The sequence below is a fragment of the Brevibacillus sp. YAE8 genome, assembly GCF_057543335.1.
The window spans coordinates 193,201-204,762 of sequence record NZ_BAAIYG010000004.1 but is presented as its reverse complement, the minus strand read 5'-3'; the positions used below and the strand labels follow the sequence as shown (position 1 = coordinate 204,762).

Genomic DNA, 11,562 nt, shown 5'->3' with positions numbered 1-11,562 from the left:
TAAGAGATGGAGAGGAAGAATATGGATGATGAAATTTATTATGTAGAAGATATAAAGGAAAAGATTGAGAATATGGAGGCATACTACAGTACTTTAGGTGATGGCTACTTTTTAGATGCTCTTAATGAATTTAAACATGGGAAAGGCTTTGGTATTGGTTATACTAGCTGTTATTTTGCCAACGAATGCACTCCAAATGATGAAGAGTATTTTGGAGATACTGGAGTGAACTTTACAACAACTCCGCCAGTGACTAGCGTAGAAGTGTATGCAATTGTGGATTATGAGATGTTTTTCGACTATTTAGTTAAAGTAGCTCAGGATTATCTATCAAGGCATCCTCAGAATAGTGTAATAGTTGAAAGTTGTTTAGCCCAAATCAAGGAGAAGTTGAAATTATAGCTTAACATAATGGTATGCTTACAACCCAAACAACAAGGTAGTACCATGAAACCAAATACTAAATAATTCAAATAGTCTGTAAAATATTCTGTGTAAACTCTCAAAACCTACTACAATTAAGAGAAAGGCTGGTTTGAGAGGATGGCAGCAATGGCGAGATTTAGTAAGGAACAAGTAAAGGCGTTTGTGAAGGAGAACAACCTCAAGACAATGGAAGATGTACATTCAGCGTTAAAGGAGCTGTTTGCAGAGACGCTGCAATCCATGCTGGAGGCGGAGCTGGACACGGAACTAGGCTATGAAAAGCACGATGTGAAGAACAAGCGGACGACCAATAGCCGCAACGGAAAGAGCAAAAAGACCGTAACAAGCGAATACGGCAAAGTCGAGATTGAGTCTGTAAAATATTTTGTGTAAACTAACAAGATCGTACAATAGAACCAACAAACCAAACACGTGATAAACTTTCAAAAGCTCATTCCTATTTTGAGCCATGAGTAGGAATGAGCTTTTTTTGCATGCTCAAAATCATACGAACGCCGGCCTGTATTTCCCCGATGCGACGGGAAAGCGGGCGGTAGTGCTTGGCTGCATCCGCAAAAACGGTGAGAGCTGCCCTACGACTATATCAAGACCCCCCCACCCCCGGAACCGCCGTTTGCTTGGGGAAAACTGGCCCTTTGCGTGGTAGGGGCCGTGGCGATTGTCGGGGCCGTGGCGTTGACGGTAGCGACGTTTGGTGCAGGTGCGGTCATTGGGGCAGCAGCGGTAGGAGCAGCTCTGGGAGCGATAGGCGGGGTAGTCATGACCGCCTCGTCCGATCTCATCCACGGAGAGGCGAGCAGTCCTTACGAGTATGTCAAAAGCGCGGCCCAGGGGGCTGTGATCGGAGCGGTATGCGGAGCGATTTTCGGCCCCGTTGCAGGCATAGGCGGAGGAGCGGTCATCCCGCTGACGGGAGGACAAACGACCGTGGGGCTCGGCTCAGCGATATTTATGGGAGGCTCCTCGGGGTACATTGATTATTCGCTGCGGGAGCTGTGGGACGGTCGGACACCGGACGGAGGCAAAGCGCTGGAATCGTTTGCGTTTGGGGCAGCGCTGGGAGGAGCTTTTTCCGTAGGGGCGTCTTGGTTGGCGAAAGGTGCTGAGAGGGTTAATGGGGCGCTGAAGCGGGGGGCGAGTTCGAGGGTTGAGGGGATGGGGAAACCCATACCTAATCTAAATTCAAAAGCTAGCTCACAAGTCATCAATCTAAAAAATGTAGAGGATGCTGCAAGACAGTATGCCTCTAGCTTGAGAGATGGTATCCTTAATGGAGCAATCAAGAAGACAACGGGCGGTAAGATTGATGCAAAAGTGTTAACCGTTGCAGTAGATAAAAAAACAGGCGAGATGTTTTATGGAATAAGTGGATCAAAAAATAACCCGACCAGGTTAAATGAAACACATCCAGATTTACAGCAGATTATTGATCATAAAGGGGTTTCCGAAACGAACTATCCATTAGATAACTGCGGAGAGTTCAATGCAATTAACCATGCACTATTCAATGGAAATCAAATTACCGATCTGAAACTGTATACGATCAACATTAAATCTGGCGAGTTTAAAGAAATGTGTCTGAACTGTGATTCAATGTACAGTAAATTGGTTGAAATTATTAAATAACAAGGAGCGGAATCATGGAAGATAAGGTGCGAGATTTACTTCAGAAAGCAGGATGGTTTAATGGTCGAGAAGTGGATATTAGTCAATACTTGGATTTTTTGAAGGATGAAGAATATTATGTTTTTAAAGGTGCAACTGATTTTCTTAAAGAATATGGCGGTTTGATAATCCAATTTGAAAATCCCAAAAGATTAGACAGCTATTTAACTTTAAATATTAATCCCATTGATGCAGCAAGCTCGATTTTCCGGGAAGTATCGAAGAGATATGAACGATATTGCAACGAGTCATTTGTTATTGTTGGAGAAATTCCACTTATGGAAATGACTTGGTATATTTCTTCATCAGGTACTTTTTATGGTGGAAACGATGATTTTCTTATCCGTCTAGGAGATGATTTTTGTCAGGCACTTCACAATATAGTTAGTGGTGTCAAATTGGACGTTATTACTGTTGAAGATGAATGAGAGGATTTACATTCTAACGTTTAGATCGTACAATACAACCAACAAACCAAACACTTGATAAACTTTCAAAAGCTCTTTCCAACTTGATTCATGAGTAGGAATGGGCTTTTTTGCATGCCCAAAATCAAAGGAGGATGAAACGAATGGCGAGACGGAGCAGGTAGTGGTAGTAGTAGAACTGAACGAACAGCCACCATCCGGGAAACGCATTTCCACTTGCCAGCCACACATTAAAAAAGACGCTTCCGTTGGGAGCGTCTCTATTGCCCTGCCATCTTCGCTGCGGAGCGCCGTTAGGTTTTCGCGACGGTCAACAATATCGGAGCCGTGCTCGGACCGGCCTTTATTAGTTTCCTTTCGCCCAAACTGGAGCTTGCCCCTACGGCGATTAACAAGGCGGAGGGGCGGTCGTTCCGCTGACGGGAGGACAAACGACCGTAGGGCTCGGCTCAGCGATGTTTATGGTAGGTTCCTCAGGGTACATTGATTATTCGCTGCGGGAACTGTGGAACTGTCGGACACCAGACGGAGGCAAAGCATTGGAATCGTTTGCGCTTGGAGCAGCGTTGGGAGGAGCTTTTACCGTAGGGGCGTCCTGGCTAGCTAAAGGTGCCCGCGAAATTACGGCTGAACGTCCTCTGTCGCAGGGGCCGGATGGGCTTGTAAATATTCAATGGCGTTGTAAATAAGCTCAGCGGCTTCCTTGCGGGTAATGACGGCTCATCCAGATCGGCTTCTGCATCGACCGGTTTCCATGATGCGGTTGGAGCGGTGATTGCTGCAATCATTTCCCGGAGGCGGGTGGATTCTGAGGTGTCCACCAAACTATCGAGGTAGCACAAGAGCAGAGGCTCTCCACACCTGTTCAGCTCCTCGCACCGGAAGTCTGCATTGCCCTGAAACCGCTGAACAAAATAATCGCCGAGCCGGACAGGACTTCTTTTCATGGCTGTCTCCGTTCGATGGATTTTGCTGTATTTTTTACCAAATCGTTGCGGATTATGAGTAGCTTGAGAAAAGCTGGCTCAAAAGATACCAGCGGCGCGGGCAAAGCATGATCTCGGAAAGTCTCGCTCTACGCTTGCGTGATGGAGAGAGCGGATGAATACAGCCATGCGGGTGGGGAGAGGGCTGGCCTCTTTGCTCGCGCCAAAGAGGAACGAAAAAAACCTCGGCCACAGCGGATGGAGGAACACGCATCTGCTTTAGGAGACCGAGGTTTTTTTCGTTGGGGCTGAAGGGGGTTACGAAATCGTTTTTTGCCCGGGCTTCCAGTCCATCGGGCACAGCCCGCCGGATTGCAGGGCTTCGATGACGCGCAATGTCTCATCCACGCTTCTGCCTACTTTGGAGTTGGAGACGACCGAATACTGCAAGATGCCCTCCGGGTCAATGATGAAGCTGGCGCGCAGAGGCGCTTTGGTCGCTTCGTCCAGCACGCCGTAGCTGATCGTCGCTTCCTTGCTGTAGTCAGAAGCGAGCGGGAAGGACAGCGGGCCGATGCCGTCGCTCGCCTTCATCCAGGCTCTATGTGTATGAATGCTGTCACCGCTCACGCCGAGCACCTCGACGTTCAGCTCGGCAAACTCCTTGATCCGCCGATTCAGGCTGAGAATCTCCGTTGGGCAAACTTTGGAGAAATCGAACGGATAGAAGAACAACAGCAGCCATTTGCCGCGGTAATCTACCAGACTTTTCGATACGGGGAAGCCGTTGTCAAAAGTCACGGTGTCCATCGTAAAGTCTGGTGCGGGAAGTCCAATGCGTGCGCTCATTGTGCATCTCCTCTCTCTGTTTTTCGAAAAATATGTCTGGTACCAAATTACCACGAATGATATTTATAATCAATATCAAATGAAAATTGTTTTAATTAAAAGTGCAACATGCCTTTTCGAGTTAGCCCAAACGAAACGGCGGTATGAGCAGAGGGAATTGGTAGTATGCTAATCCATGCAATACCACATTTGCGAACAAATGAAACCTTTTCGGTTCTTTTTTCCAATCCAACGTTCCATGGCGGGAGGCTCAGACAAGGATGCAGTCGCTTCTTTTGACCATCGTGCTTGTAGTGGTGGCAGTGCCGCCGCTCGTCTTTTTCGGCTATATGTACGTCTTGTCCAAACACCCCAAGCATTCCATCATTCGCTCCCATCCTTTTTTGGGCTGGGTGCGCTATTTGCTGGAAAAGCTCGGACCGGAATTTCGCCAGTATTGGTTTGACAACGACACGGAGGGAAGGCCGTTTTCGCGAGCAGATTTTGTCGGGCTTGTTTACGCGGCGAAATACAGGACGGACCTCATCTCGTTTGGCGGCAGACGCGATTACGAAAAGCCGGGCTTTTACCTGTCCAACGCCATGTTCCCGAAGCTGACGAGCGAGCTGCGGGTAGATAACGATCGGCCGATTTTGGGCAAAAAGTACGTGATTACAGATGAAGGGTTGTTTACCCGCCAGGAAAAATGGATCGAGGAACAGGTGAAGCCGTGGCTGTTGCACGATCAGGATGACATTGTCGTAGGAGAGCGCCGCGAGCATCCGTGGCGGCTCAAGGGCATGTTCGGGGCATCGGCCACATCGTACGGGGCGGTGGGGGAGAACTATATTTTGTCTACCGGAAGCGGAGCCCGCATGGCAGGAGGCTCCTGGATCAATACGGGAGAGGGCGGCGTGGCGGAGGTTCACCTTGCGACAGGCGTGGATATCGTCTCGCAGATCGGGCCGGGCATGTTCGGCTTCCGCGATGACGCGGGCCGTTTTTCCATCGAGGAATACAAGCGCAAGGCCAGCGTGCCCAACATCAAGGCATTCGAGCTGAAATTTCATCAAGGAGCGAAAATACGCGGCGGCCACCTCGAAGGCTCCAAAGTCACAGAAAAGGTCGCGGCAGCGCGGCTGGTGCCTGTCGGCAAAACCGTCAATTCGCCCAACCGCTTTGCTTTTCTGACCAATCCCGAGGAGGCGCTGCGGTTTATCGCCACGCTGCAGGAGGCGGGCGGCAAGCCTGTCGGGATCAAAATTGTCGTCGGGGATGCGAAAAGATTGGAGCCGTTGTTTGCCAAGATGGTCGAGCTGGATATTTACCCGGATTTCATCACCGTGGACGGCTCGGAGGGAGGGTCAGGCGCGACGTTTAAAGCCATGGCGGACGGGATGGGGCTGCCGCTTTATCCGGCGCTGCTCATTCTCGATGACACGGCGCGAAAATTCGGGGTGCGCGACCGCTTCAAAATTTTTGCTTCCGGCAAGCTCATCACCCCGGACAAAGTCGCCATCGCCCTGGCGCTCGGCGCGGACCTGGTCAGCTCCGCGCGCGGCTTCATGATGGCAAACGGCTGTATCATGGCCCTGCAATGCCACACAGGCAAATGTCCAACGGGAATCACCACGACCGATTCCAAATACCAGAAGGCGCTCGCCCCGGAAGAAAAGCAGTGGCGCGTCATGAACTACATTTTGCAGTTGCGCGAGGGACTGTTTTCGTTGGCGGCCGCCTGCGGGCTGGAGAGTCCGCGCGATTTTCGCCGCGAGCACGTCGTCTATACAAATGAAAGCGGGCAAAGCGTGCGGGTAGCGGACCTGTTTCCGTACCCCGAGAAGACGGGGGAATCAGGAGCCGCCCTGCTTTAGCCTGACCCAATGGTTGTAGTCGTGAATCGCAAAGCCGGCAAAGCTCGCATAATGCTCGAGATGTTCCTTCGCCAACTGCAGTTCGGTTTTCATCGTCTGGAGCGGCAGTGCGTGAAAGCTCGTGTGCGGCCCTTCCGCACTGGGAGCCGTCTCTACGGCGACGATCACCTGCTTTTTCAGCGTGGCCGCTTCCCGCAAAATCGGATGGGCGTTGGCGATAATCCCGTCGTTGCCCAGCGCGACATTGCGGTAGTCCATGATGACTACGGCATCTGCCTTTTCCAGCATCCAGGCGCTCAAGCTGTAATCCGTGCCCGGGACTTTGACCTGATGGAGCCAAAACGGGATGTCGAGCGTGAGCGTAAGCCCGCTTGAGCGCATGTCTTTTTCGATCAGGCGAACCGTGTCCATCCAGCTTTGCACGATTTTGTCGCGGTTTGACTTCCATTCCGGCAAAATGTACGGCTCAATGTCAAAATGCAGCCCGGCGAACCGCTCTTGCGCGGCGACCGAGGCGTTGTAAGCGCGGACCCAGTTGATAAACGCCTTGAGCTCGCCATGGCTTGCGGGAAAAGCCCATTGGGGACGGCCTTCCAGCGCTTCTACGGCGATTTGCTTTTCCTGCGCCTTGCGGATGAACTGCTGATAGACAGTCGGCGGGATGTCCCGGTCGATTTGCAGGTAGATTGCGCTCAATTGATGCTCGCTCGCAAACTGGATAATCTGCTCTTGCTGGGTGTAGAGCAGGCTGGCATCCCAAAGCCACGTGCTGCGCCGATGCTGCCATGTGCTGTCAGGAGCAGGCGGCACAGATGCCGGAGGGACTGCACTCGCATGGCCGGAAGTGGTGATCGCGACCAGGTTGCGCTCGGCCAGCCACTCGATCCGGGCGTCAAACAGCTCGCTGATGAAGCGCAGCGGAACCATCGTGCGGTTGCTGCGGAGCACGGCCGGGGCGTCAAAGTGGACCTTTTTCCCGTTGACCAGCGCGTAGTCCTGGCCGATGGTCAACTGAATGGTGTCCGGTTCTTTCCGGAGCGTCACCTGGCTCGTCTGTGGATTCCACTGCATGCCAAGACCGAGCTTTTCCGCGACAAACCGGGCGGGAACCATGGTTCGCTGCGTGCTTGGGTCCACGTAAGGCAGGGCGTCGGGAAACGTGACGTACTCTCCGTTCACGGCTACCTGGACTTGCGGAGCGGACTGGGCAAAAGAGAAGGGAGCGGCGCTGAGCAGAAAGGTCAGCAGGCCGACTCGCTGCAGTTTTTTCATGCGTGCTTTTCCTCGCGTCTTTCTATAGAATGTGCTGTACTATTTTACAATAGGACTGTTTGCCTTTACCTGATTACAAGGTTGCAGGGGAGCAGGAAAAATTTGTGAAGAAACGACTACTTTTCCACTGGATGACTTTACAGGAGCGGCGACCCAGCGGTAAAATGGTTGAAAATGACAAAAGGAATAAAAAATCAGGCTATTGTACACCTTCCTTCTACTCAATTGATGATTAGGGGTACTGCTTTCCTGATTTTTTTTATTGAGGCCGATGAAAAATCAAATCTACCTTCGCCGGAAAAATAAACTGGTCGTCGAGAAGGGACAGCATGAATTGCCTGTCTCTTATTTGGCTGCGGCTCTGCGCAACATCGAGAGTCTGGGCTACACGTTTTCCCTGGAGCTGCTGGAGCGAATCCGCACGCTGTCTGAAGCGGAGTTTTTCCCGCTTTACTCCGAGGTAGTGACGGTATTGAAAGAAATGGTGGGCGCATCCCGCAAGTACAAGCCGATGTATCCGAATTTTCCCGAACAAGTGATGGAGGCGAGCGAGGGAGAATTGTATTTGCAGGCGATCATCCACTACCTGACGTGGCAGCTTCCTGTGCACGAGGTGAAAAAACGGCTGCCGCTGTTGCGAGAATCCCGCCTGAAGGTGATCCAGTTGGGAACGGACGAAGAGCTTTTGCAGACGGGCATGAACCTGTTGCGGGCAAAAAGCTCGCTCTCGGCGCAGGACAAGGAAGACCTCGCAGCGCTGCTCACCGAGTGCGATGGAATCGCAGAAGCGCTGCCGCCAGAGATTCCGCACAAGGAAAACGCGGCGGTCGTAGCCAGCATCTTGCTGCGTGCCGACAAGCTGCCGCCCGGCTTTTTTGCGACCTATTGCAAAACGGCGACCGACGTCTTGCGGCTGGCGGTTGCGCTGTCTGACGGCGATGTCAGCCTGGCCGCCCCTGCGAAATTCCGCAAGTTCAGCCGCGCCGAGCGCCGCCTACTGCTGCGCTTGCTGGAAGCCAGCCCGAACCTCGCGGAAGACATGCTGCGCTACAAAGGCCGCTGGATTCGCCTCGGGGAAATCTTGCATCCGTTCGAATACAAGGACCGCTATCCGCAGACGGCGGAAGCGTTCGATATTTTGCGCAACAACCGCCGGCTGGAAACGTTCAACAGCAAGGTCGAGCTGGCGCTGGCGTGCGGGGATGTGCACGAGGCGACGAGCCTGCTCGTGCAGCGGCCGGGGGAATTTGCCCGGCGCCTCGACCACCTGCTCAGGCTGGCAGCGGATCGTGACGAGGTGCTCCGTTCGTTTGCACAGGTCGCGCCTTTGGTGTCTACCCCTGTGCTGCTGCAAGCGCTGAACCACTTCGAGAAAAGAGAAGCGTACGGAGAGTGGCGCACCTTTTTCCCGAAAGGAGAGGTGGCAAAAGTACAGACGATTGCAAACGCGCTGCCGCAGTTGCCGGAAGACGTCCGCGCGAGTGCAGCCCGCAGATGCCGGGAAGCCCTGCTGGAGCGGTTTGCTGCCCTGCCTTCCCTGGGAAAAGTCTACCTCGATCCGCGCTTGCAGGAGCAGCTCGTGCCTTTTTCGCAACGGTCGGCGAGCAAAGCGCTGCGGACGATCGTGCGCGGCTCCAGACTTCCGATCCCGGAGGGCAGTACGATCCGCTTTTTCACCTGGTGGAAGGAAGGCATTGTCAACAACGTCCCCACCGGGCGCGTCGACGTCGATTTGTCTGCGGTGCTGTACGACGCGGACTGGAAGTACATGGAGCACATTTCCTACACGAATTTGCGCTCGGAGAAATACCGCGCCTACCATAGCGGCGACATTGTGAGGGCGCCGATGGGGGCCTGCGAGTTCATCGATGTGGATATCGAATCTGTCCTTCATTACGGCGGCCGTTACGTGGTCATGTCGCTGAACTCGTTTACCAGTCAGCCCTATTGCGATTTGCCCGAATGTTATGCGGGCTGGATGATACGCAAGGCTCCACAGTCGGGGGAAATTTTTGAACCGCAGACGGTGCAGGACAAGATCGACCTCGCTTCACGCTCTACGATCTGCATCCCGGTCATTCTCGATCTGGCGGAGCGAAAAGTGATCTGGACGGACATCGCGCTGCGCTCCCACCCCCGGTTTGTCAATAACGTAGAGGCGAACGGAGGCGGCGTGGAGTGGATGGGAAGGGCGCTCACCTCGCTGGTGAAGCCCACTCTCTATGAGCTGTTCACGCTTCATGCGCAAGCGAGAGGCACGCTGACTGACCGGGCGGATGAGGCGGACACGGTTTTCTCCATGGACGAGGGAATCACTCCGTTTGACCTGGAAATCATCATGGCGGACTTTTTGTAAGCTCGCTGGTTTCGTTAGGCAAAGGGAATGAGGTGCGTGTCCATTAAGCCGGTAGTGGTGAATCCGCAGATGAAAAACGGCAAAATCAGAAACCAGAAAGCCTTGGTTGGAAATATCCGCCTGACCGGTTGCCGGCTGGAAGGATGTATTTGTTGTCTTTCATCTGCGATCTGTGGCGAACCTCCTATCGGTTGCAAACCCTTTTCGGCAGGATGATTCTTCAGAAGAAACATCATGACGGGAAATACCACGATCAGTAAAAAGAGACCCAATACCGCAACAGCCATTTTCCAGTCAAACCACTGTATGAAAAACAGTGAGGCTGGCACAACTACCATTTGGCCTACGCTAAAGCCAGCCTCTATTACTCCGAATGCGAGTCCACGCCTTTTATTGAACCAATTTGTGACCATAATGGTTGCGGCTACATTGGAGGCACCTCCAACACCAATGGAAGCGAAGACACCATAGAGAATAAACAATTGCCAGAGGGAAGTTACCCATTGCGTGAAAAAATGCTCAGACCAACCAGAAGTGTGCTGCCTAAGAGAATGGACCTGGCACCAAAGCGGTCAATCAACCTGCCTGCTATTGGTTGGGATATGCCATAAATGACAAAACTCAATGTGGAGATGAGAGAAATGGTACCTCGATCCGCGGCAAAGCCATTCTCCCAAGGTTCAATAAATGCTCCGAAAGAAAGTCTTGCTCCTTGCACAGCCAACAATGCGAAAAAGGTGACAAATAAAATGATCCACGCGTAATGCACTTTGCTCTTCACAGTCTCAACGCACTCCTTATGAGTTTAATCCCAATCTGGTCAGCATGTTTTTGAATAATTTCGCTTCTTCTTCACTGAATATGGACATCGCTTCTTGATTCACTTCGTCACTGATCTGATTCAGAGGTTGTTCCAATTCCTTGCCTCGCGGAGTCAGAAAAATCAAGTTCGTCCGGCGATCATTGGGATCGGAACGACGCTCGATGAGCCCCATATTTTGCAGTCGATCGAGCACCCCCGTGATGGTTGCTCCATCCAAGCGAAGCCGACTACCCAATTCCACACCTTTTTGGCCATCTTTTTCCCATAGCGCATGTAATAGAACAAACTGCACGGGAGTAATCCCGTACGGCGATAATTTGGCCTTTTCCATTTGCCAGATTTTTTGATACGCCTTCCCGAGAAGAAACCCATAGCAATCCTCAATCCGATCCATATGTACCTCCAAATATTTTATTGGAAATCGATGTAAGAATAAGATAACACGCACACAAAAGATTTGTATACAAATAATTAGTTCACAAAACAAAGATCAATGCCCAGTATGTTCCTATCCGCAGCTTTTGCTTGAATCCCCGGTAGCATTTGCTATTATTAAAGCAAGTGCTTGTCATAGAAACGAACGACATTTGAATATGGTAGAAAAACAGGTCCTTGTTTTTCGCAAGCGATAGTTTGCGAATGCGAGGTTAAAAGGGAAGTTTGGTGAAAAGCCAACGCGGTCCCGCCACTGTAAAAGAGGAGCTCTTCTTCTTGGCAACGGCGCCATCCACTGCACGCCAGCGTGCGGGAAGGAGGAAGAAGAGCGAAGATCCTTGAGCCAGGAGACCTGCCTGTTTTGATGTCCACTGATTTCCTTCGGGTCAAAGGATGAGGTGAGGATTGTTGCAGTCGGCTATCCGCGCTTTGTTTTCCTTGGAGGTTTGGGGAAACAAGGCGTTTTTTTGTACGCGGAAAGCGAAACAGGAAGCAAATCGGCAAACTC

9 protein-coding genes, 2 pseudogenes and 1 riboswitch are annotated in these 11,562 nt (G+C 51.8%); of the genes and pseudogenes, 6 read left to right on the top strand and 5 right to left on the bottom strand.

Annotated features, from left to right (window positions below):
* Positions 1-21: 21 nt before the first annotated feature.
* From cdiI to AC27IT_RS08790, 4 genes and pseudogenes are all read left to right on the top strand, one after another.
* Positions 22-402, top strand: a complete 381-nt coding sequence (gene cdiI, locus AC27IT_RS08805) for a ribonuclease toxin immunity protein CdiI (protein WP_005829054.1) — start codon at positions 22-24, stop codon at positions 400-402.
* A gap of 150 nt (positions 403-552) precedes the next feature.
* Positions 553-798: pseudogene (locus AC27IT_RS08800) on the top strand (transposase); the annotation flags it as partial.
* 300 nt (positions 799-1,098) lie between these two features.
* Entirely contained in the window at positions 1,099-2,073 is a 975-nt protein-coding gene (locus tag AC27IT_RS08795; protein ID WP_487091738.1) for a hypothetical protein, read from the top strand.
* A 14-nt stretch (positions 2,074-2,087) separates the two neighbouring features.
* The gene (locus AC27IT_RS08790; protein ID WP_025847537.1) at positions 2,088-2,540 is read left to right on the top strand and encodes an SUKH-3 domain-containing protein; all 453 of its coding nucleotides are present in this window, start codon (positions 2,088-2,090) and stop codon (positions 2,538-2,540) included.
* Between the two features lie 1,244 nt (positions 2,541-3,784).
* On the opposite strand, the gene AC27IT_RS08785 is transcribed toward AC27IT_RS08790, so the two are convergent.
* On the bottom strand, positions 3,785-4,315 hold the full coding sequence (locus AC27IT_RS08785) for a peroxiredoxin (RefSeq protein ID WP_005829060.1): 531 nt from the start codon (positions 4,313-4,315) through the stop codon (positions 3,785-3,787).
* 260 nt (positions 4,316-4,575) lie between these two features.
* On the opposite strand from AC27IT_RS08785, the gene AC27IT_RS08780 reads away from it, so the two are divergent.
* Complete coding sequence (locus tag AC27IT_RS08780) at positions 4,576-6,168, top strand: FMN-binding glutamate synthase family protein (RefSeq protein ID WP_283858804.1); 1,593 nt, start codon at positions 4,576-4,578, stop codon at positions 6,166-6,168.
* Here AC27IT_RS08780 and AC27IT_RS08775 read toward each other — a convergent pair.
* A complete protein-coding gene (locus AC27IT_RS08775) occupies positions 6,148-7,440 on the bottom strand; it encodes a copper amine oxidase N-terminal domain-containing protein (protein WP_005829064.1) in 1,293 nt (430 codons plus the stop codon). The genes AC27IT_RS08780 and AC27IT_RS08775 overlap by 21 nt on opposite strands.
* A 271-nt stretch (positions 7,441-7,711) precedes the next feature.
* Here AC27IT_RS08775 and AC27IT_RS08770 point away from each other — a divergent pair, with 271 nt between their 5' ends.
* Complete coding sequence (locus tag AC27IT_RS08770; protein WP_283858805.1) at positions 7,712-9,796, top strand: TerD family protein; 2,085 nt, start codon at positions 7,712-7,714, stop codon at positions 9,794-9,796.
* A gap of 17 nt (positions 9,797-9,813) precedes the next feature.
* On the opposite strand, the pseudogene AC27IT_RS08765 reads toward AC27IT_RS08770, so the two are convergent.
* From AC27IT_RS08765 to AC27IT_RS08755, 3 genes and pseudogenes are all read right to left on the bottom strand, one after another.
* Positions 9,814-10,278, bottom strand: a pseudogene (locus tag AC27IT_RS08765) (MFS transporter); the annotation flags it as partial.
* Between the two features lie 14 nt (positions 10,279-10,292).
* Positions 10,293-10,577 (bottom strand): MFS transporter, encoded by a 285-nt coding sequence (locus AC27IT_RS08760; RefSeq protein WP_007785834.1) that lies wholly within the window; start codon positions 10,575-10,577, stop codon positions 10,293-10,295.
* A gap of 16 nt (positions 10,578-10,593) precedes the next feature.
* Complete coding sequence (locus AC27IT_RS08755) at positions 10,594-11,013, bottom strand: MarR family winged helix-turn-helix transcriptional regulator (protein ID WP_005831982.1); 420 nt, start codon at positions 11,011-11,013, stop codon at positions 10,594-10,596.
* Positions 11,014-11,208: 195 nt separating this feature from the next.
* Positions 11,209-11,428: riboswitch (cobalamin riboswitch) on the top strand.
* The last annotated feature ends 134 nt before the right edge of the window (positions 11,429-11,562 follow it).

What these genes read in the sequence shown, in the direction of transcription:
- cdiI (WP_005829054.1), top strand. Translation starts at nt 22, where the DNA reads ATGGATGATGAAATTTATTATGTAGAAGATATAAAGGAAAAGATTGAG.
- AC27IT_RS08775 (WP_005829064.1), bottom strand. Translation starts at nt 7,440, where the DNA reads ATGAAAAAACTGCAGCGAGTCGGCCTGCTGACCTTTCTGCTCAGCGCC.
- AC27IT_RS08790 (WP_025847537.1), top strand. Translation starts at nt 2,088, where the DNA reads ATGGAAGATAAGGTGCGAGATTTACTTCAGAAAGCAGGATGGTTTAAT.
- AC27IT_RS08770 (WP_283858805.1), top strand. Translation starts at nt 7,712, where the DNA reads ATGAAAAATCAAATCTACCTTCGCCGGAAAAATAAACTGGTCGTCGAG.
- AC27IT_RS08755 (WP_005831982.1), bottom strand. Translation starts at nt 11,013, where the DNA reads ATGGATCGGATTGAGGATTGCTATGGGTTTCTTCTCGGGAAGGCGTAT.
- AC27IT_RS08780 (WP_283858804.1), top strand. Translation starts at nt 4,576, where the DNA reads ATGCAGTCGCTTCTTTTGACCATCGTGCTTGTAGTGGTGGCAGTGCCG.
- AC27IT_RS08785 (WP_005829060.1), bottom strand. Translation starts at nt 4,315, where the DNA reads ATGAGCGCACGCATTGGACTTCCCGCACCAGACTTTACGATGGACACC.